Raw genomic sequence first — 25,450 nt, 5'->3', positions numbered from 1 at the left:
AGCGCGTATGACGAGCTAAGGGTTAAAATTTGCGCCTGGCAGCACAAATATTGCTAATTCTGCTACAAACCCTCTGCAAAGGCAGAGGTATCGCTTATCCCGGACAGCAGTGCGCCTTCGCGGGGAGTCATAGGCGCCAGTGGCGCGTATGACGGTGCTGAGCGTAGTGGTGGTAACTGCGCTATCAGATGGCCGCCAGCGCCCGCCTCAGATCCTCGCGCTGGTCCTCCACATGCTCGATCCCCACCGACAGCCGGATCAAGCCATCCCCGATTCCCAGCTCCGCCCTGCGCTCCGCCGGAATGCTCGCATGCGTCATCAGCGCCGGATGCTCGATCAGGCTCTCCACCCCGCCCAGGCTCTCCGCCAGGGTGAACACCTCGCAGCGCTCCAGGAAGCGCCTCGCTCCGGCCAGGTCGGTATCCAGGTCGATCGACACGATCCCGCCGAAGCCGTTCATCTGCCGGCGCGCCAGCGCATGCTGGGGATGCGACTCCAGCCCCGGATAGTGGACCTTGCCTACCTTGGGCTCGCGTTCCAGCCACTGGGCCAGGGCCAGCGCGTTGGCGCTGCTGCGCTCCACGCGCAGGGCCAGGGTCTTGATCCCGCGGAGCACCAGGAAGCTGTCGAAGGGGCCCTGGATCGCGCCCACCGCGTTCTGGATGAAGCCCAGCCTTTCCGCCAGCGAGGCATCCTGGCCGACGATGGCCACGCCGCCGATCACGTCCGAGTGGCCGTTCATGTACTTGGTGGTCGAGTGCACGACGATGTCGATGCCGCATTCCAGCGGACGCTGGACGATGGGGCTGGCGAAGGTGTTGTCGCACACGGTCAGGATGCCGCGCGCCGTGCACAGCGCGGCGATCGCGCGCAGGTCGGCCAGCTTGAGCATGGGGTTGGTCGGGGTCTCGACCCACACCAGCTTGGTCTCGGGGCGCAGCGCGGCCGCCAGCGCGTCCGGATCGGCCAGGTCGACATAGGTGAAGGTATGGCCGGCGCTGTCGCGGCGCACGCGCTCGAACAGGCGGTAGGTGCCGCCGTACATGTCGTCGCCCGCCACGATGTGCGAGCCGGCCGGCAGCAGTTCGAGCACCGCCGCGATCGCGGCCAGGCCGGAGGCGAAGGCGAAGGCCGCGCTGCCGCCTTCGATGTCGGCCACGCAGCGCTCCAGCGCCCAGCGGGTCGGGTTGTGCGAGCGGCCATAGTCCAGGCCCTTGTGCACGCCCGGGCTCTCCTGGCGGAAGGTGGAGGTGGCGAAGATCGGCGGCATCACGGCGCCGGTGCTCGGCTCCGGCGCCTGGCCGCCATGGATCACGCGGGTGGCGATATGTTTCTTCGATTCGGTCATGAAAGCGTCCTTCGGAGATGATTGAGCAGGTCGAAGCGCGTGATCAGGCCGTAAAAGCTGGGGCCGTCGGTGATCACCGCGGTCAGGCCGCGGTCCAGCACTTCGCGCAGCTGCTGCATGCCGGCGCTCGGGTGCAGGGTCTGGAGCTGGGCCGTCATGGTGCTCGACACCGGCGCGCCGAAGCGTCCCGGCTCGGTGGTTACGTGGTGCAGCAGGTCGGATTCGTCGATCAGGCCCACCAGCCGGCCTTCGTTGTCGATCACCGGCATCTGCTGCAGGTCGGCGCTGCGCATGCGGTTGAAGGCGGTGAGCAAGGTGTCGTTGGGCGACAGCGAGATCACTTCGCCGGCGTCGTAGCGGCGGCCGATCAGGTCGCGCAGGTCGCCCAGCCTGGGCCGCTGAATCAGGCCCTGGTCGACCATCCAGCCGTCGCTGTAGACCTTGGTCAGGTAGCGGGTGCCGGTGTCGCACACGAAAGTGACGACGCGCTTGGGCCGCGTCTGTTCGCGGCAGTAGCGCAGGGCCGCGGCAAGCAGGGTGCCGGTGGACGAGCCGCCCAGGATGCCTTCCTGCTGCAGCAGCAGGCGCGCCGTGTTGAAGCTTTCTTCGTCGGGAATGGTGTAGGCCTTGGTCACGCGCGACAGGTCCGCGATGCCGGGAATGAAGTCCTCGCCGATGCCTTCCACCGCCCACGAGCCGGCATCCTTCGACAAATGGCCGGTGTTGACGTAGTCCGCCAGGATCGAGCCCTTGGGGTCGGCCAGGATGAATTCCAGGTGCGGCTGGGTTTTCTTGAAATAGTGCGACAGGCCGGTGAGGGTGCCGGAGGAGCCGACGCCGACCACGATGGCGTCCAGCTTGTGGTTGGTCTGGTCCCAGATCTCTGGGCCGGTGGTGTGTTCGTGGGCCCAGGGGTTGGCCGGATTGTTGAACTGGTCGGCGAACCAGGCGCCGGGTATTTCCCTGGCCAGGCGCGCCGCGTAGTCCTGGTAGTACTCGGGGTGGCCCTTGCCGACGTCGGAGCGGGTCAGGTGGATCTCGGCGCCGAGCGCCTTCAGGTGCAGGATCTTTTCCGCCGCCATCTTGTCGGGGACGACCAGCACCACGCGGTAGCCCTTGATGCGCGCCACCAGCGCCAGGCCCAGGCCCGTATTGCCTGCGGTGGCCTCGACCACCGTGCCGCCGGGCTGGAGGTGGCCGTCATGCTCTGCCTTTTCGATCATGGCCTTGCCGATGCGGTCCTTGATGGAGCCGCCGGGATTTTGCGATTCGAGTTTCAGGAAGAGCTGGCAGGGGCCGGTGTCGATGCGGGTCACTTCCACCAGCGGGGTATCGCCAATCAGTGAAAACAGGGCAGCCTGAGATGCGTGTTGCATATTGCCTCCAATGAGCCGGACCCCGACGGGTCAGGATGCGGCGCCTCGTGGGACGCCTTGACGCGACAAGCCAGCGCCGGGTGCGCACCAGCCATGGTAAAGAAAATACTATACGGCTTTTGGAATTCGTGGTGTTGAAATAAATTCAACTATGCTTCGTTGGATTGCGCATAAGAAACTTCGTCAGCCCTGGGATTTCAAGCGCCGCCACAAGGTCGTCCGGCTGATGCCGAGATGGCGCGCCGCCAGGTCGCGCTGGCCGCCGAAACGGGCCAGCACTTCCTCGATCGACTCGCCCGCGGGCGCCGGAGCGTCGAACTGGATCGCCTGGGCCGCACCCGCCTCCCGCCGCGCCAGTTCCGGCGCCACCGACAGCAGGAAGCTCGGCGTCAGGGCCTGCAAGGGCTCCGCCGCCAGGAACAAGGCCAGGCGCTCGGCCAGGTTGCGCAGCTCGCGCACGTTCCCCGGCCAGGCATAGGCCTCCAGCAGCGGCGCGCAGGCGCCGATCTCGGCATGCAGGTTGGGATGCGGCCGCGCATCCAGCGCCGCCATGGCGTGCTTGAGCGACCATTCCGCGAGCGGGGCGATATCCTCGACCCGCTCCCGCAGCGGCGGCAGGCTCAGCCTGAGCACGGCAAGCCGGTAGAACAGGTCGGCCCGGAAGCGCCCCTCGCGCACGCGCGCCTCCAGGTCGCAATGGGTGGCGCTGACCACGCGCACGTCGATCGGTACCGGCCGGGTGCCGCCCACCCGCATCACCTCGCGCTCTTCCAGCACGCGCAGCAGGCGGGTTTGCAAGGCTAGCGGCATCTCGCCGATCTCGTCGAGGAAGAGGGTGCCGCCGTTGGCCGCCTCGAACAGGCCGGCGTGGCCGCCGCGGCGCGCGCCGGTGAAGGCGCCTTCCTCGTGGCCGAACAGTTCCGACTCGAGCAGCGATTCCGCGATCGCGCCGCAGTTCACGGCCACGAAAGGCCGCCCGGCGCGGCGCGGGCCTTCGCGGTGGATCGCCTGCGCCACCAGTTCCTTGCCGCTGCCGGTCTCGCCCTGGATCAGCACCGTCGCCGGCGAGCGCGCGTACAGCACGACGGTCTGGCGCAGCCTTTCCATGGCGGCGGAATCGCCGCGCAGGTCGTTCAGTCCACGGCGCGCGCGCCGCGTGTCGCTGGCCGCGGGACGGCGGCCGCGGTTCGCTTCCAGCATGGTCAGGCGCGCCAGTTCCAGCGCGTCGTCGAAGGCCTGGCGGATCGATGCCGCCGAATACAGGAAGACCCCGGTCAATCCGGCTTCCTCGGCCAGGTCGGTGATCAGGCCGGCGCCGACGATCACCTCGATACCCGCGGCCTTCAGTTCATTGATGCTGGCGCGCGCATCCTCCTCGGTCACGTAGGTGCGCTGGGCGATGTCGACGCCGAAGGTCGCCGCGAATTCCGCCAGTTCGGGCAGGGGCAGTTGATAGCTGACCACGCCGATGCGCGGCGAGACGCGGCGCGCCCGCACCAGCGCCTGCATCACATCGAAGCCGCTCGCCTTCGCCACCACCACCGGCACCGACACCCGGCCGCGCAGGTAGGCGGCATTGGAGCCGGCCGCGATGACCACGTCGCAGCGCTCGTTCGCCATGCGTTCGCGGATGTGCTTCGCGGCTTCGTCGAAGCCGAGATGCAGCGGTTCGATCGACGCCAGGTGGTCGTATTCGAGGGTGATGTCGCGGAACAGGTCGGAAAGACGCGAGACCGACACCGTCCAGATGACGGGCTTGTCGCCGCCGTCCGCGGGGCTGCGGGTGGAATAGCTCATGCGCGCAGTGTAGAACATTTCGGCGCCGGTGTTTCAGCCGGTGTTTCCTTTTGCAACGCCGCGGCCCGTGTCAGAAACGCGTAAGGGAGCGTAAGAATGAGGTAAGCGCGCCGCCGTAGGATGCCCCTCAACCTGCAAGGTATGCACCGCACAGGCACGACAAAAACTTGAGGAGACACAGATGGACCAAGACATCGTACGGCGGGTCAAGAACGACCCCGACTACCGCAAGCTGGTCGCGGCGCGCTCGCGTTTCGGCTGGACACTTACCTGGGCAATGATGATCGTGTACTACGGCTTCACCGTCCTGGTCGCGTTCAACAAGGAATTCATGGGCAGCCGCATCGGCGAAGGCGTGATGAGCTGGGGCATTCCAATCGGCCTGTTCGTCATCCTGTTCACCATCGTCATCACCGGCCTCTACGTGCGCCGCGCCAACAGCCAGTACGACGAGCTGACCGACGCCATCAAGGCGCGCGTCGCCAAGAAAGAAAAGGTGGCCGCATGAAGACCCTGACATCCTTCGGCGCATTGGCCCTGCTGGGCGCCGCCGGCGCCGCATCGGCCGCGCCCGACCTCGGCCAGGCCGCCAAGCAGGCCACCAACTGGACCGCGATCAGCATGTTCGCGATCTTCGTGGTGCTGACCCTGTTCATCACCAAGTGGGCCGCCGCCAAGACCCGCTCGGCTTCCGACTTCTACACCGCCGGCGGCGGCATTTCCGGCTTCCAGAACGGCCTGGCGATCGCGGGCGACTTCATGTCCGCCGCGTCCTTCCTGGGCATCTCGGCCGCCGTCTTCCTGGACGGCTTCGACGGCCTGATCTACGCGATCGGCTTCCTGGTCGGCTGGCCCGTCATCACCTTCCTGATGGCGGAACGCCTACGCAACCTGGGCCGCTACACCTTCGCCGACGTCGCCGCCTACCGCTTCCACCAGAAGCCCATCCGCGTGTTCGCGGCGTCGGGCACCCTGGTGGTGGTCGCCTTCTACCTGATCGCCCAGATGGTCGGCGCCGGCCAGCTGATCAAGCTGCTGTTCGGCCTGGAATACTGGATCGCCGTGGTCCTGGTCGGCATCCTGATGATGGTCTACGTGCTGTTCGGCGGCATGACCGCCACCACCTGGGTGCAGATCATCAAGGCCGTGCTGCTGCTGTCGGGCGCGTCGTTCATGGCCTTCTCGGTGCTGGCGCAGTACAACTTCAGCCCTGAAAAACTGTTCGCCACCGCGACCGAAGTGCACGCCAAGGGCGACTCCATCATGGGGCCCGGCAGCTTCATCAAGGACCCGATCTCGGCCATCTCCTTCGGCATGGCGCTGATGTTCGGCACCGCCGGCCTGCCGCACATCCTGATGCGCTTCTTCACCGTCCCGAGCGCGAAGGAAGCGCGCAAGTCGGTGCTGTGGGCCACCACCTGGATCGGCTACTTCTACATCCTGACCTTCATCATCGGCTTCGGCGCCATCGTCCTGGTCGGCACCAATCCGGAATTCAAGGACGCGGCCGGCAAACTCCTGGGCGGCAACAACATGGCGGCGGTGCACCTGGCCAAGGCCGTGGGCGGCGACGTCTTCCTGGGCTTCATCTCGGCGGTGGCCTTCGCGACCATCCTGGCGGTGGTGGCCGGCCTGACCCTGTCGGGCGCCTCGGCCGTGTCGCACGACCTGTACGCCACCGTGTTCAAGAAGGGCAAGGCCAACAGCGCCGACGAGTTGAAGGTCTCGAAGATCACCACCATCGCACTGGGCGTCATCGCCGTGCTGCTGGGGATCGCGTTCGAGAAGCAGAACGTCGCCTTCATGGTGTCGCTGGCCTTCGCGATCGCCGCTTCGGCCAACTTCCCGGTGCTGTTCATGTCGGTGCTGTGGAAGGACTGCACCACCCGCGGCGCCACCATCGGCGGCTTCCTGGGCCTGGCCTCCGCGGTCGTGCTGACCATCGTGTCGAAGTCGGTGTGGGTCGACGTGCTGGGCAATGCGGCGCCGATCTTCCCGTATGCCTCCCCGGCCATCTTCTCGATGTTCGCGGGCTTCTTCGGCATCTGGTATTTCTCGATCACCGACAAGAGCCCGCGCGCCGCGATCGACAGGGCGGGCTTCGAAGCGCAGGAAGTGCGTTCCGAAACCGGTATCGGCGCGGCCGCCGCCTCGGCCCACTGATCTCCCGCTTCCGTTTGAAACCCCGCCGCGGCGGGGTTTTTTTATGCCTGATAGTGTTTCATTTTGTTTTCGCATGTTTCATAATGAAACATTACTGAAACCTCGGGGAGCGCCCGAATGCCGCAAGTCCTTGAAATCCAAGGCAGGGCGGGGTGGCACGTCCTTTGCATTAAGGTAGCCCGACACCCCCAACACGCATCAGAAAAGGACCAAGAATGAGCCAATACTCCGCAGGCGCCGCCTTCCGCAAGGCCGTCCAGGAAGAATCCCCGCTGCAGGTCATCGGCGCGATCAACGCCAACCATGCGCTGCTGGCCAAGCGCGCCGGCTACCGGGCGATCTACCTGTCGGGCGGCGGCGTGGCTGCCGGTTCGCTGGGCCTGCCAGACCTGGGCATCTCCAGCCTCGAAGACGTGCTGATCGACGTGCGCCGCATCACCGACGTATGCGACGTACCGCTGCTGGTCGACATCGACACCGGCTTCGGCGCCTCGGCCTTCAACGTCGCGCGCACCGTGCGCAGCCTGATCAAGGCCGGCGCGGCCGCCTGCCATATCGAAGACCAGGTCGGCGCCAAGCGCTGCGGCCACCGTCCGGGCAAGGAAATCGTCAGCCAGGGCGAAATGGTCGACCGCGTGCGCGCCGCCGTCGACGCCCGCACCGACGATCATTTCGTGATCATGGCGCGCACCGACGCGCTGGCCGTCGAAGGACTGGACGCCGCGATCGAACGCGCCGTGGCCTGCGTCGAAGCCGGCGCCGACATGATCTTCCCGGAAGCCATGACCAGCCTGGAGATGTACAAGCAGTTCGCCGACGCCGTGAAGGTGCCGGTGCTGGCCAACATCACCGAATTCGGCTCGACCCCGCTGTTCACCGTCGAGGAACTGGCGAGCGCCAACGTGGGCCTGGTGCTGTACCCGCTGTCGGCCTTCCGCGCCATGAACAAGGCGGCCGAGAACGTGTACGAGGCGATCCGCCGCGACGGCACCCAGAAGAACGTGATCGACACCATGCAGACCCGCGCCGAGCTGTACGAGCGCATCGACTACCACAGCTATGAGCAGAAGCTGGACGCCCTGTTCGCTGCAAGCAAAACCAAATAATCGAGGAGACCTCACGCATGAGCACCACCAACGACACCCCGACCTTCAAGCCGAAGAAATCCGTCGCCCTGTCCGGCGTCACCGCCGGCAACACCGCGCTGTGCTCGGTCGGCAAGTCGGGCAACGACCTGCACTACCGCGGCTATGACATCCTCGACGTGGCCGGCCGCTGCGAATTCGAAGAAATCGCCTACCTGCTTGTGCACGGCAAGCTGCCGACCGCGGCCGAGCTGAAGGGCTACAAGGCCAAGCTGAAATCGCTGCGCGGCCTGCCGCAGGCGGTCAAGAGCGCACTCGAAGCGCTGCCGGCCGGCGCCCACCCGATGGACGTGATGCGCACCGGCGCCTCGGTCCTGGGTTGCGTGCTGCCCGAGAAGGAAGACCACAACCTCGCCGGCGCGCGCGACATCGCCGACCGCCTGATGGCTTCCTTCGGCTCGATCCTGCTGTACTGGTACCACTACAGCCACAACGGCAAGCGCATCGAGGTCGAGACCGACGACGACTCGATCGGCGGCCACTTCCTGCACCTGCTGCACGGCGTCAAGCCGCCGCAGGAATGGGTCAAGGCGATGCACGTCTCGCTGATCCTGTACGCGGAACACGAGTTCAACGCCTCGACCTTCACCAGCCGCGTCATCGCCGGCACCGGCTCGGACATCTACTCGGCCGTCACCGGCGCGATCGGCGCGCTGCGCGGCCCCAAGCACGGCGGCGCGAACGAAGTGGCGCTGGACATCCAGAAGCGCTACGAGAACGCCGACGAGGCCGAAGCGGACATCCGCAACCGCGTGGCCAACAAGGAAGTCGTGATCGGCTTCGGCCACCCGGTGTACACCATCAGCGACCCGCGCAACGTGGTCATCAAGGAAGTGGCGCGTTCGCTGTCGCAGGAGGCGGGCTCGATGAAGATGTTCGACATCGCCGAGCGCCTGGAATCGGTGATGTGGGAAGTCAAGAAGATGTTCCCGAACCTGGACTGGTTCTCGGCCGTGTCCTACCACATGATGGGTGTGCCGACCGCCATGTTCACGCCGCTGTTCGTCATCTCGCGCACGTCCGGCTGGGCCGCGCACATCATCGAGCAGCGCATCGACAACAAGATCATCCGCCCGAGCGCGAACTATGTCGGTCCCGAGGACCTGAAGTTCGTGCCGATTGAAGAGCGCAAGTAAATCAAGTACCACTAGCCCAAGAACCGTCACCCCCGCGGAGGCGGGGGCCCAAGTTTGCGTGAGCAGCCTGCCGGCAGACTTGGGTCCCCGCCTTCGCGGGGATGACGGTGCAGAAGCTGGCTAATCAAGCGAGCACCGTCATGAACACCAATCACCGCAAACCCCTCCCCGGCACCGCCCTGGACTACTTCGACACCCGCACCGCCGTCGACACCATCCAGCCCGGCGCCTACGACACCCTGCCTTACACCTCGCGCGTCCTGGCCGAGAACCTGGTCCGCCGCTGCGACCCGGCCACCTTGACCGACTCGCTCAAGCAGATCATCGAACGCAAGCGCGAGCTCGACTTCCCCTGGTTCCCGGCGCGCGTGGTCTGCCACGACATCCTGGGCCAGACCGCCCTGGTAGACCTGGCCGGCCTGCGCGACGCCATCGCGCTGCAAGGCGGCGACCCGGCCCTGGTCAACCCGGTGGTCCCGACCCAGCTGGTGGTCGACCACTCGCTGGCCGTGGAATGCGGCGGCTTCGACCCGGACGCATTCGCCAAGAACCGCGCCATCGAGGACCGCCGCAACGAAGACCGCTTCCACTTCATCGAGTGGACCAAGAAGGCCTTCCAGAACGTCGACGTGATCCCGCCCGGTAACGGCATCCTGCACCAGATCAACCTCGAGCGCATGTCGCCGGTGATCCAGGTGCAGGACGGCGTCGCCTATCCGGACACCCTGGTCGGCACCGACTCCCACACCCCGATGGTCGACGCCCTGGGCGTGATCGCGATCGGCGTGGGCGGCCTGGAAGCCGAGAGCGTCATGCTCGGCCGCGCGTCGTGGATGCGCCTGCCGGACATCGTCGGCGTCGAGCTGACGGGTAGACCGCAGCCGGGCATCACCGCCACCGACCTCGTGCTGGCGCTGACCGAGTTCCTGCGCAAGTCCAAGGTCGTGTCGACCTACCTCGAGTTCTACGGCGAAGGTGCATCAAGCCTGACCCTGGGCGACCGCGCCACGATCTCGAACATGGCTCCGGAATTCGGCGCCACCGCCGCGATGTTCTACATCGACGAGCAGACCATCAAGTACCTGCGCCTGACCGGCCGCGAGGAAGAAACCGTCAAGCTGGTCGAGGCCTATGCCAAGGAAACCGGCCTGTGGGCCGACGGCCTGAAGAACGCGCAGTACGAGCGCGTGCTCTCTTTCGACCTGTCGACCGTGGTGCGCAACATCGCCGGTCCGTCGAACCCGCACAATCGCGTCCCGACTTCGGAACTGGCGGCGCGCGGCATCGCCGTCAAGGTCGAGAACCGGGTTGAGAATGGAAATGGCCTGATGCCGGATGGCGCGGTCATCATCGCCGCCATCACCAGCTGCACCAACACCAACAACCCGCGCAACATGATCGCCGCTGGCCTGCTGGCGCGTAACGCCAACCGCGCGGGCTTGAATCGCAAGTCCTGGGTCAAGAGCTCGCTGGCGCCGGGATCGAAGGCCGTCGCCCTCTACCTGGAAGAAGCGGGCCTGATGCCGGAACTGGAAAAGCTGGGCTTCGGCGTCGTCGCCTTCGCCTGCACCACCTGCAACGGCATGAGCGGCGCGCTCGACCCCACTATCCAGCAGGAGATCATCGAACGCGACCTGTACGCCACCGCCGTCCTGTCGGGCAACCGCAATTTCGACGGCCGCATTCACCCCTACGCCAAGCAGGCCTTCCTGGCGTCGCCGGCGCTGGTGGTGGCCTATGCGATCGCGGGCACCATCCGCTTCGATATCGAGAAGGATGTGCTGGGCGTCGACGCCGCTGGCCGCGAGGTCCGCCTGGCCGACCTGTGGCCCTCGGACGCCGAGATCGACGCCGTGGTCGAGGCCAGCGTCAAGCCCGAGCAGTTCCGCAAGGTCTATACCCCGATGTTCGCGCGCGTCGCTGATGACGGCAGCAAGGTCAGCCCGCTGTACGACTGGCGCGAGATGAGCACCTACATCCGCCGTCCGCCGTACTGGGAAGGCGCGCTGGCCGGGGAGCGTAGCTTGGCCGGCATGCGTCCGCTGGCGGTCCTGGGCGACAACATCACCACCGACCACCTGTCGCCCTCGAACGCGATCCTGCTCGATTCCGCCGCAGGCGAGTACCTGGCCAAGATGGGCCTGCCGGAGGAGGACTTCAACTCCTACGCGACTCACCGCGGCGACCACCTGACGGCGCAGCGCGCGACCTTCGCCAACCCGACGCTCAAGAACGAGATGGTGGTTGATGCCATGGGCAATGTGAAAGCGGGTTCGCTGGCGCGCATCGAGCCGGACGGGAATGTCACGCGCATGTGGGAAGCCATCGAGACCTACATGGAACGCAAGCAGCCGCTGATCGTGATCGCCGGCGCCGACTACGGCCAGGGTTCCTCGCGCGACTGGGCGGCCAAGGGCGTGCGCCTGGCGGGCGTGGAAGCGATCGTGGCCGAAGGCTTCGAGCGCATCCACCGCACCAACCTGGTGGGCATGGGCGTGCTGCCGCTGGAGTTCAAGCCGGGCGTCAACCGCGTGAGCCTCGGCATCGATGGTACCGAGACCTTCGACGTGATTGGCGCCCGCACTCCGCGCGCGGACCTGACCCTGGTCATCCACCGCAAGAACGGCGAGAAGCTCGAGGTGCCGGTGACCTGCCGTCTCGATACGGCCGAGGAAGTGGCGATCTACGAGGCGGGCGGCGTGCTGCAGCGCTTCGCGCAGGATTTCCTCGAGTCGTCGGCCAGCAAGGCGGCAGCCTAACCCGTAGGGTGGGCGGCTTTGACGCCCACCCTACAAGAATCGGAACCCCAATGACTCACACTTCCCAAATCAAGATCCCCGCCACCTACATGCGCGGCGGCACCAGCAAAGGCGTCTTCTTCCGCCTCGACGACCTGCCCGAGGCGGCCCGCGTCCCCGGCCCGGCGCGCGATGCGCTCCTGCTGCGCGTGATCGGCAGCCCCGACCCCTACGGCAAGCAGATCGACGGCATGGGCGGCGCCACCTCGAGCACCAGCAAGTCGGTGATCGTCTCGAAGTCCAACCGCCCGGACCACGACGTCGACTACCTGTTCGGCCAGGTCTCGATCGACAAGCCTTTCGTCGACTGGAGCGGCAACTGCGGCAACCTGTCCTCGGCCGTCGGCTCCTTCGCCATCGGCAGCGGCCTGGTCGACCCGCAACGCCTGCCGCAAGACGGCGTCGCCGTGGTGCGCATCTGGCAGGCCAACATCGGCAAGACCATCGTCGCCCACGTGCCGGTGACGAAGGGCCAGGTCCAGGAAACCGGCGATTTCGAGCTCGACGGCGTCACCTTCCCGGCAGCCGAAGTCCAGCTCGAGTTCATGGATCCGGCGGCGGAAGAAGAGGGCGCCGGCGGCGCCATGTTCCCGACCGGGAACCTGGTCGACGAGCTGGAAGTCCCCGGTGTCGGCACCCTCAAGGCCACCATGATCAACGCCGGCATCCCGACCATCTTCGTGAACGCCGAGGCCATCGGCTACACCGGTACGGAACTGCAGGAAGCCATCAACGGCGACCCGCGCGCGCTGGCGATGTTCGAGACCATCCGCGCCCACGGCGCCCTGCGCATGGGCCTGATCGAGAGCATCGAGGACGCGGCCAAGCGCCAGCACACGCCCAAGATCGCCTTCGTGGCCAAGCCCGCCGACTACGTCGCCTCCAGCGGCAAGCAGGTGGCGGCCGGCGACATCGACCTGCTCGTGCGCGCGCTCTCCATGGGCAAGCTGCACCATGCGATGATGGGCACCGCGGCCGTGGCGATCGGCACCGCCGCCGCGATTCCCGGCACCCTGGTCAACCTGGCCGCCGGCGGCGGCAAGCGCACCGCGGTGCGCTTCGGCCACCCGTCGGGGACCTTGCGCGTCGGCGCCGAAGCGGTCGAAGCCAATGGCGAATGGAGCGTCAGCAAGGCCATCATGAGCCGCAGCGCGCGCGTGCTGATGGAAGGCTGGGTGAGGGTTCCGGGCGACAGTTTCTGAACTTGTCACCCCCGCGATGCTTTCCGGTTGTAGAGTTGGCGGCATTTCTAGTTTATGATTGCCGAATTGCAATAGTTCAGAACACCGGACACGCCAACGGACCGACCCGCAAGCATCGATGGACCGACTACCGACTTTCCCACCGTTCGCCGGCCCGGCGGACGGGCCCGGCGCACGCCCCTGCGACCACGAGCAGCCATCCCAGGAGGCGGCGGACCTGTGCCGCATGGTCCTCGAGCAGCGCGCCATCCTCGAGAACGCGCCGGTCGGGATCGTATTTACGCTCCCCGGCCAGATCAAGTCCTTCAACCCGCGCATCTGCGAGATGTTCGGCTACGGCCAGGAAGAGCTGCTGGCCCTGAAGCCGCTGCAGGTGTTCCCCTCCACCGAGGCCTACCAGGAGCTGACCGCCGAGGCCTACGCGCTGCTGGCCTCCGGCGGCCTGTACGAGCGCAGCGAGCAGCAGTTCCGGCGCCGCGACGGCAGCCTGTTCTGGGCGCGCCTGCGCGGCCGCGCCGTCGATCCGCGCCAGCGCGAAGCGGGGACGATCTGGATCGTCGAGGACGTGACCGAGACACGCCAGGCGATGAACGAAGTGCAGGCCATCATGAGCAATGCCTCGGTCGGCATCATGTTCACCCGCGACCGCGTGATCCGCCGCTGCAACCCGGCCTTCAGCGCCATGTTCGGCTACGCCGCAGCGGAAGCGGTCGGCCAGTCGACGCGCCTGCTCTATCCGGACGAGGAAGCCTTCCGCGGCATGGGCGAGCGCGCCTATCCGCAGCTGTCCGGCGGCAAGTCCTTCCGCGCCGAGACCACCATGCTGCGCCGCGACGGCGCGCCGATCTGGGTGCAGCTGATCGGCTACCAGGTCAATCCGCTCGATCCGGACCAGGGCACGATCTGGATGCTGGAAGACCGCACCCGCGAGAAGCAGGACGAGCAGTCGCTGCGCGATGCGCTGATGGAGAACCGCGCCATCCTCGACAACGCGGTGCTCGGCATCGCGGTGGTCGAGCAGGGGCGCACCCTGCACTGCAACCGCAAGATGGAAGAGCTGTTCGGCTGTGCCGCGGGCGAGGTGGACGGCGCCACCGTGCGCGCCCTCTATCCCGACGACGCCAGCTTCCAGGCGGCGCGCGCGCTGGCCGCGCCCGACTTCGCCGCCGGCCGCGTGCACATGGCTGAACACCAGCTGATGCGGCGCGACGGCACCCGCTTCTGGGCGCGCCTGTCCGGCCGTCCCTTCGACGCGGCGCGGCGCGGGCGCAGCGTGTGGCTGGTGGACGACGTCACGGCCCAGCGCGAAGCGGCCGACGCCATCCGCCGCGCGCGCGACGAGCTCGAAGTGCGCGTGGCCGAGCGCACCGCCGAACTGGCGGGCGCTAACGCGCTGCTGCAGGACGAGATCGTGGAGCGGCGCCAGGCCGAGGCGCGCGTGCACCACATGGCCTACCACGACAGCCTGACCGGCCTGCCCAATCGCGCGCTGCTTTCGGACCGGCTGGACTGCGCGATCCGCGGCGCCCAGCGCAGCGGACACAAGCTGGCCCTGATGTTCATCGACCTGGACCGCTTCAAGAACATCAACGACTCGCTCGGCCACCTGACCGGCGACCACCTGCTGCGCGAAGTCGCCAAGCGCCTGGTGGTGGCTGTCCGCGCCAGCGACACCGTGGCGCGCCTGGGCGGCGACGAATTCGTGGTGCTGCTGCCGGACATCGCGGACGGCGAGGAATGCCGGCTGGTGGGCGACAAGATCATCGAGGCGCTGTCCTCGCCTTTCCCCTTCGAAGGGCGCAGCCTGCACATCTCGCCCTCGATCGGCATCTGCGTCTATCCGGACGACGGCAGCGACGTCGAGACGCTGATGCGGCATGCGGACGCCGCCATGTACCACGCCAAGGGCGCGGGCCGCAACAACTACCAGTTTTTTACCCAGCGCATGAACCAGGCGGCGTCGCGCCACTTCGAGCTGGAATCGAGCCTGCGCGGCGCGCTGGCGCGCGAGGAGTTCGAGCTGCACTACCAGCCGATCATGTGCACCGCCACCCGCCGTCCGTGCGCGCTGGAAGTGCTGCTGCGCTGGCGCCGGGACGGTGGGGCGCCGGGTTCCACCCTGATTGGGCCGGACGAATTCATCCCGATCCTGGAAGACAGCGGCATGATCGTGCCGGTAGGCGAGTGGGTGATCCGCAGCGCCTGCGCCCAGCTGATGCAGTGGGAGCGTGAAGGCCTGGACGTGGTGCCGCTCGCGATCAACCTGTCGGCGCGCCAGTTCATGCACCATGGGCTGGTCGAGTCGATCCAGCGCATCGTGCGCGACACGGGCATCGATCCGCGCCTGGTGGAACTCGAGATCACCGAGACCGCGCTGATGCAGCACGGCGGGCAGACGCTCGAGACCCTTCGCCAGATCAACGCGATGGGCATGTCGCTGTCGATCGACGACTTCGGCACCGGCTATTCGAGCCTGGCCTACCTGAAGCGCTTCCCGGTCAGGAAGATCAAGATCGACCGCGCCTTCGTGCGCGAGCTCGATGCGAGCGCGGAAGACCGCGCCATCGTGGCGGCGGTGATGGCGCTGGCGAACAGCCTGCAGCTGTCGGTCGTGGCCGAGGGCGTGGAGACGGAATCGCAGTATGCGCTGCTGCGTTCCTTCGGCTGCCAGTTCGCGCAGGGCTACCTGTTCGCGCGGCCGCTGCCGGCGGGGCAGGTGGGCGCGTTCCTGGTCGGCTGAACGCGTCGGCGGCGAAGCCGCCAACCCTACCGTAGGGTCGGCAGGTCTCCTGCCGACGCGTCCGACCGCCGCTGGATCAATCCTCGATCGTCGCGATCACCGGCGTATGGTCCGAGGGCTGTTCCCACTTGCGCGGCTCGCGGTCGATGACGCAGGCGGTGCAGCGCCTGGCCAGCTTTTCCGACAGCAGGATGTGGTCGATGCGCAGCCCGCGGTTGCGGCGGAAGGCCAGCTGGCGGTAATCCCACCAGCTGTATTGCTTCTCGGGCTGCTCGAACAGGCGGAAGGCGTCGGCCAGGCCCAGTCCCATCAGCTCCTGCAGCGCGCCGCGCTCCGTCAGCGAGAAGTGGATGCGGCCTTCCCATTCGGCCGGGTCGTGCACGTCGCGCGCATCCGGCGCGATGTTGTAGTCGCCCAGGATCGCGAACTGCTCGTGGGCGCGCATCTCGGCCGCCACCCATTCCTGCAGCGCCTTCAGCCATGCCATCTTGTAGACGAACTTGTCCGAGCCGACTTCCTGGCCGTTCGGCACATAGGCGCAGATGAAGCGCACGCCGCCGATGGTTGCCGCCAGCAGGCGCTGCTGCTCGTCCTCGAAGCGCGGATTGTTCTTCATCACGTCCTCGATCGGCAGCCTGGACAGGATCGCCACGCCGTTATACGTTTTCTGGCCCGTGTAGGCCACCTGGTAGCCGGCCTCGTTGATCTCCGCCAGCGGGAACTTGTCATCGGTAAGTTTGGTCTCTTGAATGCAGAGCACGTCGACCGGATTGGCGGCCAGCCATTGCAGCAAGTGAGGGAGGCGGACTTTGAGGGAGTTGACGTTCCAAGTGGCTATTTTCATTGATGAAGGTTCGAGGATGAGATGAACAAGGACGGCTGAAGCCGGCAGTATACGCTGCCGGCTGCGGCGCGTGGGCCGATGGGCAATCGGCTGCCGCGGAGAGGATGTCGAATTCTCTTACAAGCTGGGCAGGATAAAGCGTATGCATTCCGCTAAGCCCTTGTTTTAGTTGGCAGGGTGCTTGGAGGCACGCAATATGCTTTATGTGCCTTCACATGTTTCACTGAAAGTCATCTTGCTGCTTTGGCAGAAAGGATGCGCAAGGAAATCGAGCGCGCCGGATTCTTGCTCGGGCGTTATACTAGAGGGCTGCGTGCAAGACATATTTATGCGGCGCGTGTAATGTGAGTAGATTTGCAGTAATATTATGCAAAATACAACAGACGAAATCGCAATAACTTAATAGAATAATAAAATTAATTGCTTCTTCTGTCGGATCGCGATATAAAGACGTTCGTCAAACAATAAACGCCGTGATGTCGCATTTAACGATGTTGCATTACGGGAACAAATGTGTTGCGATGAGGCAACTTAAGTTGTATGATCTGTAGATTGTTAGAAGCGTGTTCGGCTGCCGGCTAACGCAGGCGGCGTCTGTGCTGTGAGTGCAGTGGTGCTATTTGGAAGACATTTCGATAGTGGACAACCCGAACGCAGATTTGAAAAGGACTGAAATGCGCAATGCTTTCGAAGCATGGGCCCAGCGCGAAGGCCATATCGTTCGCCGCCGGGAAGACAAGCCCGAGGAATACCTCGTTTATGAAACTCAACGCCGCTGGGTAATCTGGCAGGCCGCACTGGCCCACGGCGCCAAGACCGCCGCCGAGGCGCCGGCGAAGTTCGTGAAGGAGCCGGAGGCGAAGCCGATCGCGATCGCGCCGGACGAAGCATCGGTGCGCAATCGCGTACTGAACGAGGTGCTGGATGCGTTCAGCGAGCTCGACGAGGCCGCCGGCATGGAAGGCGTGCTGAAGGTCATCCAGGGCCTGAAGAAGAAGCAGAAGGCGCTGGCTGAAAAGGCCTGATGCGCTACCGCCACTACAAGGGCGGCATCTACGAACTGGTCGCTGAGGCCGTGCTGGAAGCGGATCACACGCCCGTCATGGTCTATCGCGGCCAGGACGGGAAGGTGTGGGTGCGTCCCACGGCGGCCTTCTTCGAGACCGTCGAGCTCGACGGCGCCGCGGTGCCGCGTTTTGCGCCGGTCGCCTGACCGGCCGTCCTCCCGTGCGCCTACAGTTTGCGCCGCGTTCTGCCGTTAAGGGAGAATGAGGCCAACGAGGTGCATTCCATGTTCGACCATTTCCGCCTGACCGCCGTCGCCGCCTTCGCCCTGCTGGGCGGATGTGCGACCCTGTCCGACTCTCCCTACCAGCAGCTCGAGCTGCACACCATCCTCGAACACCGTGAAGTCGCCGGCGTCGGCTGCCTGCTGAGCAACGACATGGGCCGCTGGTACGTGGTCGCACCGGGCCGGGTGACCATCACCCGCAGCGCCCAGCCCTTGCACGTCACCTGCAAGAAGGAAGGGAAGGGCAGCGCGGCCGAGGTCGTGCAGTCGCGCGCGGATACGGCCAGCCTGATGGGCAACGTCGTGATCAGCGCGGGGCTGGGCTATTTCATCGACCGGCATTCGGGGGCGGGGTATGCGTATCCGCAAATGCTGACGGTGCTGATGCAGCCGGCGGCGCCGGATGCGGCGGAGGCGGGGGAGCGGGCGGTGGAGGCGCGGATGTTCTGATCCGACGCTCTAAACGGTTTCTGTGGTGTGCCGAGAAACTTGGGTTCCCGCCTGCGCGGGAATGACGTGCTCATGCAGCGGGCAGAGGTAGAGCCAACGTTTAAGCTGGCCTTCAGACCGTCATTCCCGCGCAGGCGGGAACCCAAGTTCGCATGTAGCCCTCCAGCGTAAGAAAAAACAGCCCCGCAAGCGGTAAGGCCGTTCAGTTAGACGCACAAATAAACGTCGTCCCCGCGAAGGCGGGGACGACGGTTTTTAAGCTAATAGTTGAACAATTTCGCCTTAACTGAACGGCATTACCCGCAAGCGGGGCTGTTCTACTTCCGAAATATTATTTCACCAAGCCCTGCCCGGTGAAAGAATCTTTCACACGCGATTCATCAGGAAAGTGGTCAGCAGCGGCACCGGACGGCCGGTCGCGCCCTTGGCCGCGCCCGATTTCCAGGCGGTGCCGGCGATGTCCAGGTGGGCCCAGGTGTACTTGCGGGTGAAGTTTTCCAGGAAGCAGGCGGCGGTGATCGAAGCCGCGCCCGGGCTGCCGATGTTGGCCAGGTCGGCGAAGTTGGACTTCAGCTGCTCGTTGTAGATCTCGCCCAGCGGGAAGCGCCATGCCACGTCGCCCGCCTGCTTGCCGGCGTCCAGCAGTTCCTCGGCCAGCGCGTCGTGCGCGTCGTCGTGGCGGGTGAACAGGCCGCTGGTGTGGTGGCCCAGGGCCACGATGCAGGCGCCGGTCAGGGTCGCGATGTCGACCACCGCGGCCGGCTTGAAGCGCTCGGCGTAGGTCAGGGCGTCGCACAGGATCAGGCGGCCTTCGGCGTCGGTGTTCAGGATCTCGATGGTGGTGCCGCTCATCGAGGTCACGATGTCGCCCGGCTTGGTGGCGCGGCCGGACGGCATGTTCTCGCAGGCCGCCACGATGCCGATCACGTTCAGCTTCAGCCCCATCTCGCCGATGGCGCGGAAGGTGCCCAGCACCGAGCCGGCGCCGCACATGTCGTACTTCATCTCGTCCATGTTCGGACCCGGCTTGAGCGAGATGCCGCCGGTGTCGAAGGTGATGCCCTTGCCTACCAGGACCACCGGCGCATCGTTCTTCTTGCCGCCCATGTGCTTGAGGACGATGAACTTCGGCGCTTCGTCGCTGCCCTTTGCCACCGACAGGAAGCTGCCCATCTTCAGGGCTTCGAGCTGCTTGCGCTCCAGCACTTCGATCTGGAAGCCGAACTCGCCGGCGAGGTCGCGCGCGGTGTCGGCCAGGTAGCTCGGGGTGCAGACGTTCGGCGACAGGTTGCCCAGTTCCTTGGTCAGGTTCATGCCGTTGGCGATCGCGGTCGCCTGCGCCAGGGCGCCCTTGAGCTGGTTGGCTTCGCTGGCGGCGATGGTGATCTTGCGCACGCCGGCCGGGACAGGATCCTTCTTGCTCTTCTGCGCATCGGTGCGGAATTCGGCCTCATTGGCGCCGATCACGAGTGCGCGCAGCGCCCAATTGATGTCGCGGTCTTTCACATCCGCCATCGGGAATGCGATAATGGCATCCTGGGCGCCCAGGGTGCCGAACACCTTGAGGGTGGCGCTCACGGCGCTGCTGAAATTTTTCTCGGTGACGGCATCGTTCGAGCCCATGCCCACCAGCAGCACGCGCGCGGCGCTCACGCCGGCCACGCCGCGCAGCAGCAGGGTGGTGCCGGCCTTGCCGCTGATGTCGCCGGACTTGAGCGCGGCGCTGATCTCACCGTTGACGTCGAGGGCTTGCGCGGCCGCCGACAGCTTCTTGTTCTCGAACACCGCCACTGCCACGCAGCCGGTTTTCGCGGCGGCCAGGGTGTTCTTGGTGTCGAATGCTTTTATGCTAAAGTCCATTTGATTCTCCATGTATTTTCGCGGCGCGCGGTCGGATATCGATTCCGCCATGCTTACAGCCGTGCCTAACCTGCAATTATAACTATTGAATGATCTTCCGACGCGCTCTGCAACGTGAAATGGCCTCTTCGGCCGGCGCCACCTTCACGGTGCTCTTCACCGTACTCGTCACCTGGACCCTGATCTCGGTTCTCGGCAAGGCCGCCGGAGGCAAGGTCGCGTCGAGCGACGTGCTCGCGCTGATCGGGTTCGCGGTGCTGAATTATCTGCCAACCATCCTGATCCTCACCACCTTTATTTCGGTGCTCGCCGCGGTCACGCGCAGCTACCGCGATTCCGAGATGGTCGTTTGGTTTGCCTCCGGCATGTCGCTGGCGCGCTGGATCCGCCCGGTGCTCACCTTCGGCCTGCCGATGGTGCTGCTGGTCGGGACCCTGTCGCTGGTGGTGACCCCGTGGGCCAAGCTGAAAAGCACCGAATTCGTCGAACGCTTCCAGAAGCGCGAAGACCTCAAGCGCGTGGCCCCCGGCCAGTTCCGCGAATCGAGCTCCGCCGACCGCGTGTTCTTCGTCGAGCGCAGCACCGAAGGCGCGACCGTGGTGCAGAACGTGTTCGTCAACAGCGTGGACGGCAACGGCCACGCCATCGTGGTGGCCAAGGAAGGCGTGATCGAATCGGACGGCAAGGGCGGCCAGTACCTGGTGCTGAGCAACGGCCGCCGCTACCAGGGTGTGCCTGGCCAGGCCGATTTCCAGTCGATGGAGTTCGAGCGCTACAGCATGCGCGTGGCCACCCAGGTGCCGGTGCTGGGCACCGACGTTCCCACCAGCGCCATGACCACCCCGCAGCTGCTGGCCGCGCCCAACCAGTTCACCCTGTCCGAGCTGCTGGGACGCATCTCGCAGCCGATCGTCTGCCTGATCCTGATGCTGCTGGCGATCCCGCTCGGCTTCGTCAACCCGCGTGCGGGCAGCTCGGCCAACATGATCCTGGCCCTGCTGATCTTCTTCACCTATAACAACCTGGTCAAGCTGATCGAAGCCTCGGTCAAGAAGGGACGCATGGACTTCGCCATGGCCTGGTGGCCGCTGCACCTGACAGCCGCGCTGGCGGTGCTGGCGCTGTTCGCCTGGCGCCTGAACGTGAACCACCGCTACCACCCGCTGGTCCTGTTCAACGCATGGAAGCGGCGCCGCCACTTCAAGGGCGCGCTCCCGGCCATCCAGAAAGCGGAGGCGGAATGAAGATCCTGCAGCGCTATTTCGCGGTCAATATCGCCCAGGCGGTGGTGTTCGTGCTGGTCGGCCTGCTGGCCCTGATCGCCTTCATGGACCTGACCAGCATCCTGCCCTCGGTCGGCAAGAACGACTACGGCATCCAGCATGCCTTCCTGTATGTGCTGCTGCTGGTGCCGGGCCACGTCTACGAGGTGATGCCGGTGGCCGCCCTGATCGGCACCATCTACACGATGGCGCAGTTCGCATCGAGCTCGGAATTCACCATCATGCGCGCCTCGTCGATGTCGACCACCCAGGCCGCCGTGATGCTGTTCAAGGTCGGCATCGTGTTCGTGGCGATCACCTTCGTGTTCGGCGAACTGATCACGCCGCGTACCGCGCCGCTGGCCGAGCGCCTGCGCCTGTCGGCCAAGGGCGGCTCGATCTCGGGCGAGTTCCGCTCGGGCGTGTGGACCAAGGACAGCGTGCACGAGGAGGGCGTCAAGGGGAAGATCATCGGCACCCGCTTCTTCAACGTGCGCCAGATCCGTCCCAACGGCCAGCTCGAGGACGTGCGCCTGTATGAATTCGACAGCAACATGCGCATGCGCTCGGTGATCACCGCGCAGCGCGGCGCCTACGGCGGCGACAACACCTGGCGCCTGACCGGCGTGACCCAGACCGATTTCTCCAACAGCCGCGAACTGCCCGCGCCCGGCGCGCCGGTGCCCAACGGCCAGACCCTGAACGCCACCTATGGCCAGGAGACGGCCGCCGTCGCCACGCGCAAGCTGGACGCGCTCGACCTGGTGTCCGAGATCACGCCCAAGATCCTGTCGGTCTCGAGCGCGGACCCGGAGCGCATGTCGGCCAGCGAGCTGGCGGTCTACACCCGCCACCTGGCCGAGAACCGCCAGGAGACCGATCGCTTCAAGGTGGCGTTCTGGAAGAAGCTGATCGATCCGCTCTCGATCTTCGTGCTGATGGCGCTGGCCCTGCCGTTCGCCTACCTGCACACCCGCAGCGGCGGTGTCAGCCTGAAGATTTTCGTCGGCATCATGATCGGCGTGAGCTTCATCCTGATCAACGCGCTGTTCTCGCACCTGGGCGTGCTCACCACCTGGCCCGCCTTCGTCACGGCCGCCGCGCCCAGCCTGCTGTTCCTGCTGCTGGCCCTGGGCGCCCTCTACTGGGTGGAGCGGCACTGATGGCGCCGGCGCAGCGCGGCCTGGTCCTGTTCGCCCACGGCGCCCGCGCCGCCAGCTGGGCCGTTCCCTTCGAGCGCCTGCGCGGCCAGGCCCAGGCGCGCCTGCCGGACGCCGAGGTGGCGCTGGCCTTCCTCGAACTCATGACGCCCAGCCTGCCGGACACCGTGGCCGCCATGGCGGCGCGCGGCATCCTGGACGTCACCGTTGTGCCGGTGTTCCTGGGGCAGGGCGGGCACCTGCTGCGCGACCTGCCGGCCCTGGCCGAGGCCCTGCGCGCCGCCTATCCCGGCCTGCGCCTCCAAGTCGCCGGACCCATCGGCGAGGACCCGGGTGTCCAGAAGGCGATGACCGACTACTGCGTCACTGCCTTCGGCGACGCGCCTGACTAGGCATGCGAGCAAGCTTGGCGGTTCTGCAAGAGCTGCTAACTTGACGACAACTTCGGTGAAAATATGGCCATCTTCTGTTGGTTCGGCGCCATATTACGGCGCTGAATATCGTTTCTCACTTCCAATAAAAGTTGGCATGGGGCATCATTGTTCCCGATCTTCCGTGCACTCGCCCGGCATACTCCAGGAACCCCAGCCCCATGAGCCTCGACACCGATTACGCCCCGGTCGGCATCATCGACGACCGCGATACGCTGTTCACGACCCTGCGCAATGGCGAGGTCGCCGCGACCCTGCGCGCGATCGACACCGGTCCCTTGACCGGCGGGCGCTGGATCATCGATGACCAGTCGAGCCCCGGCCTGTTCTCGGTGGCCTACAATCCGGCCACCGATACCTCGGCGCGCCTGATCGTCAACAACGCGGCCGCGCTGCCTGAAGCGGGCCTGTGGGCAACGGTGACGATGCATTACTACGACCGCTACCAGCTCGACGGCAGCGGCAATCCGCTGGCCGGCCGCGGCATCCAGGAAACCCTGGTCTACACGGTCGAGCAGGGCGCGACCCGCGACCTGCCGGGCTTCGGCAGCGACCTGGCGCTGGGCGCATCGACCGCCCTGGCGAACCCCAGCGTGGCCACGCTGGGCGACGGCGGCTTCGTCACCGTCTGGCAGGCGCCGGGAGCATCGAGCCTGGCCCTGATGGCGCAGGTACGCGACGCCGCCGGCAATGCGCGCGCTCCCGCGTTCGCGCTCACCAGCGGCGCGGACTATGCCATCGAGGGCGAGCCGGCCGTGGCGGCCCTGGACGACGGTCGTTTCGTGACCGCTTATACCGTCGTGTCCGAAGGCGAGGCACGTGTGGCTTACCGCGTGGTGGATGCCGCCGGCAATGGCGCGCCGCAGGCCTACGCGGACCTCGGCGCGGCCGCCGACACCGCCATGCCGGACGTGACCGCGCTCCCGGGCGGCGGCTTCGCCATCGCCTGGCGCGCAGGCGGCCAGGTGCACGTGCGCCAGGCCGACGCCACGGGCATCCTCGGCGCCGAGCAGGTCTACGGCAGCATGGGCAGCGCCTTCAGCCCGAGCATCGCCGCGGCCAAGGGCAACGCGGGCGCCTACATGGTGGCCTGGGGCGAGATCGGCGACGGCAGCGTGTACGCGGCCATGGACGGCGGCGCGCCGGTGATCGTCAACGCCGACGGGCTGGCGGCCAGCAGCATGACGGGCGCGCCGCTACCCAGCGTCGCCGCGCTCGCGGACGGCAGCTTCGTGGTCGCCTGGGACAGCTATGCCAACTCGCCCTTCGGCTTCGGTTCCAGCGACGTGTACTTCCAGCGCATCGACGCCGGCGGAAATCTCGCGGGGAACATGGTGCAGGCCAACGTCGACGGCGGACTCGGACACGACGATGCCTCGGTCGCGGCCCTGAGCGACGGCGGTTTCGTCGTGGCCTGGCAGTCGGCATCGGGCGACTTCGACGGCACCGGCATTTTCGGGCGCCGCTTCAACGCCGACGGCAGCGCGGCCGACATGCGCGAATTCGCGATCAACGAACTGCGCCAGGGCGAGCAGGCGAATGCTTCCCTGACCGCGCTGGCCGGCGGCGGCTTCGCGGCCGCCTGGACCGATATCCAGGGCGGCGGCCAGGCGACGGTCGAAGCGCGCGTGCTGGCCGGGTCGGCCCCGATCGGCGCATCGCCTGCCGGCGTGGAACAGATGTCCACGTCTCCAGTGGTCGTCACTTCGCCAGAGCAGGCGCCTGTGGCGAGCGTTCCCGAGCCGAGCGTTCCCGTGGTGAGCGCGCCGACGCCCGCACCCGCACCCGCACCCGCACCCGCCCCGGCGCCGTCCGGTTCGGGCGCACCGGTCTCCAGCGGCAGCGGCGCCGGCAGCGCCGCCTCGGCCTACGGCAGCGACGGCGGCAACGTGTTCAAGGCGGTGGCGGGCAGCCAGTCCATCGACGGCCGCGGCGGTGTCGACACCATCAGCTATGAAGGCTTCAAGAGCGCGTTCGCGATCACGCGAGGCGCCTTCGGAACGACGGTGGCGGACCGCTCCAGCGGCACCGGCACCGACACCCTGGTCAATGTCGAACGCATCGCCTTCCGCGACGTCTCGGTGGCGCTTGATATCGAGGGCAACGCGGGCCAGGCCTACCGCCTGTACCAGGCGGCCTTCGACCGCACGCCGGACAAGGGCGGCCTGGGCTACTGGATCAATGCGCTGGACAGCGGCAAGAGCCTGGCGCAGATCGCCGGCGGCTTCACCGGCAGCAAGGAATTCGCGGACCTGTATGGCAGCAGCACCAGTAATGCGGATTTTGTCGGTCTGCTGTACGACAACGTGCTGCACCGCGCGCCGGATGCGGGCGGTCTGGATTTCTGGGTCAAGGCCATGGCGGTGCACCAGGCGCCGCGCGAAGAGATCCTGGCCCAGTTCAGCGAAAGCGCCGAGAACCAGGTGCAGGTGATTGGTGCGATCCAG

General features: G+C 66.3%; 19 protein-coding genes. 14 read left to right on the top strand and 5 right to left on the bottom strand.

What is annotated here, in order from left to right:
- Window positions 1-184 precede the first annotated feature (184 nt).
- From V7778_RS23230 to prpR, 3 genes are all read right to left on the bottom strand, one after another.
- A complete protein-coding gene (locus tag V7778_RS23230; RefSeq protein ID WP_335559696.1) occupies window positions 185-1,348 on the bottom strand; it encodes a trans-sulfuration enzyme family protein in 1,164 nt (387 codons plus the stop codon).
- Window positions 1,345-2,724 (bottom strand): pyridoxal-phosphate dependent enzyme, encoded by a 1,380-nt coding sequence (locus tag V7778_RS23225; RefSeq protein WP_335559694.1) that lies wholly within the window; start codon window positions 2,722-2,724, stop codon window positions 1,345-1,347. Before V7778_RS23225 ends, V7778_RS23230 begins: the two co-directional genes overlap by 4 nt.
- 183 nt (window positions 2,725-2,907) lie before the next feature.
- Window positions 2,908-4,521, bottom strand: a complete 1,614-nt coding sequence (gene prpR / locus V7778_RS23220) for a propionate catabolism operon regulatory protein PrpR (RefSeq protein WP_335559698.1) — start codon at window positions 4,519-4,521, stop codon at window positions 2,908-2,910.
- Between the two features lie 181 nt (window positions 4,522-4,702).
- Here prpR and V7778_RS23215 point away from each other — a divergent pair, with 181 nt between their 5' ends.
- The 7 genes from V7778_RS23215 (at window position 4,703) to V7778_RS23185 (ending at window position 15,705) form a co-directional block, all read left to right on the top strand.
- Entirely contained in the window at window positions 4,703-5,029 is a 327-nt protein-coding gene (locus tag V7778_RS23215) for a DUF485 domain-containing protein (RefSeq protein WP_335559692.1), read from the top strand.
- Window positions 5,026-6,684, top strand: a complete 1,659-nt coding sequence (locus V7778_RS23210; RefSeq protein ID WP_335559691.1) for a cation acetate symporter — start codon at window positions 5,026-5,028, stop codon at window positions 6,682-6,684. The genes V7778_RS23215 and V7778_RS23210 overlap by 4 nt, the downstream gene beginning before the upstream one ends.
- A 215-nt stretch (window positions 6,685-6,899) precedes the next feature.
- Window positions 6,900-7,790, top strand: a complete 891-nt coding sequence (gene prpB, locus V7778_RS23205; RefSeq protein ID WP_335559689.1) for a methylisocitrate lyase — start codon at window positions 6,900-6,902, stop codon at window positions 7,788-7,790.
- A gap of 17 nt (window positions 7,791-7,807) precedes the next feature.
- Window positions 7,808-8,965, top strand: coding sequence for a bifunctional 2-methylcitrate synthase/citrate synthase (gene prpC / locus V7778_RS23200; RefSeq protein WP_335559686.1), 1,158 nt, complete (start codon window positions 7,808-7,810; stop codon window positions 8,963-8,965).
- A gap of 140 nt (window positions 8,966-9,105) precedes the next feature.
- Window positions 9,106-11,724 carry a Fe/S-dependent 2-methylisocitrate dehydratase AcnD gene (acnD, locus tag V7778_RS23195; protein WP_335559684.1) on the top strand — a complete coding sequence of 873 codons (2,619 nt, stop codon included), beginning with the start codon at window positions 9,106-9,108 and terminating at the stop codon, window positions 11,722-11,724.
- 50 nt (window positions 11,725-11,774) lie between these two features.
- Window positions 11,775-12,965: a 2-methylaconitate cis-trans isomerase PrpF gene (prpF, locus tag V7778_RS23190; RefSeq protein ID WP_335559681.1), complete on the top strand. Its 1,191-nt coding sequence runs from the start codon at window positions 11,775-11,777 to the stop codon at window positions 12,963-12,965.
- 118 nt (window positions 12,966-13,083) lie between these two features.
- Window positions 13,084-15,705 (top strand): sensor domain-containing protein, encoded by a 2,622-nt coding sequence (locus V7778_RS23185; protein WP_335559679.1) that lies wholly within the window; start codon window positions 13,084-13,086, stop codon window positions 15,703-15,705.
- A 76-nt stretch (window positions 15,706-15,781) separates the two neighbouring features.
- On the opposite strand, the gene xth is transcribed toward V7778_RS23185, so the two are convergent.
- The gene (gene xth, locus V7778_RS23180) at window positions 15,782-16,549 is read right to left on the bottom strand and encodes an exodeoxyribonuclease III (RefSeq protein ID WP_335559676.1); all 768 of its coding nucleotides are present in this window, start codon (window positions 16,547-16,549) and stop codon (window positions 15,782-15,784) included.
- Between the two features lie 638 nt (window positions 16,550-17,187).
- Between xth and V7778_RS23175 the strand changes: the two genes are divergently transcribed.
- From V7778_RS23175 to V7778_RS23165, 3 genes are all read left to right on the top strand, one after another.
- Window positions 17,188-17,574, top strand: a complete 387-nt coding sequence (locus V7778_RS23175; protein WP_335559674.1) for a hypothetical protein — start codon at window positions 17,188-17,190, stop codon at window positions 17,572-17,574.
- Window positions 17,574-17,762 (top strand): DUF1653 domain-containing protein, encoded by a 189-nt coding sequence (locus V7778_RS23170; RefSeq protein WP_335559672.1) that lies wholly within the window; start codon window positions 17,574-17,576, stop codon window positions 17,760-17,762. The genes V7778_RS23175 and V7778_RS23170 overlap by 1 nt, the downstream gene beginning before the upstream one ends.
- A 78-nt stretch (window positions 17,763-17,840) precedes the next feature.
- Complete coding sequence (locus tag V7778_RS23165; protein WP_335559670.1) at window positions 17,841-18,290, top strand: hypothetical protein; 450 nt, start codon at window positions 17,841-17,843, stop codon at window positions 18,288-18,290.
- Between the two features lie 366 nt (window positions 18,291-18,656).
- Here V7778_RS23165 and V7778_RS23160 read toward each other — a convergent pair whose 3' ends face one another.
- Entirely contained in the window at window positions 18,657-20,150 is a 1,494-nt protein-coding gene (locus V7778_RS23160) for a leucyl aminopeptidase (protein WP_335559669.1), read from the bottom strand.
- A 119-nt stretch (window positions 20,151-20,269) separates the two neighbouring features.
- Between V7778_RS23160 and lptF the strand changes: the two genes are divergently transcribed.
- The 4 genes from lptF to V7778_RS23140 all read left to right on the top strand — a co-directional run.
- A complete protein-coding gene (lptF, locus tag V7778_RS23155; protein ID WP_442920750.1) occupies window positions 20,270-21,394 on the top strand; it encodes an LPS export ABC transporter permease LptF in 1,125 nt (374 codons plus the stop codon).
- On the top strand, window positions 21,391-22,575 hold the full coding sequence (gene lptG / locus V7778_RS23150) for an LPS export ABC transporter permease LptG (RefSeq protein ID WP_335559664.1): 1,185 nt from the start codon (window positions 21,391-21,393) through the stop codon (window positions 22,573-22,575). Before lptF ends, lptG begins: the two co-directional genes overlap by 4 nt.
- Entirely contained in the window at window positions 22,575-22,964 is a 390-nt protein-coding gene (locus tag V7778_RS23145) for a sirohydrochlorin chelatase (protein WP_335559662.1), read from the top strand. Before lptG ends, V7778_RS23145 begins: the two co-directional genes overlap by 1 nt.
- Before the next feature lie 200 nt (window positions 22,965-23,164).
- Window positions 23,165-25,450: DUF4214 domain-containing protein (locus tag V7778_RS23140; RefSeq protein WP_335559661.1), on the top strand; the 2,286-nt coding region annotated here is incomplete at its 3' end.

This window comes from Massilia sp. DD77, assembly GCF_036961685.1.
Classification (GTDB): domain Bacteria; phylum Pseudomonadota; class Gammaproteobacteria; order Burkholderiales; family Burkholderiaceae_D; genus Telluria.
Note: the sequence above shows the minus strand (reverse complement) of the source record. Positions and strands in the feature narration are given on the sequence as shown.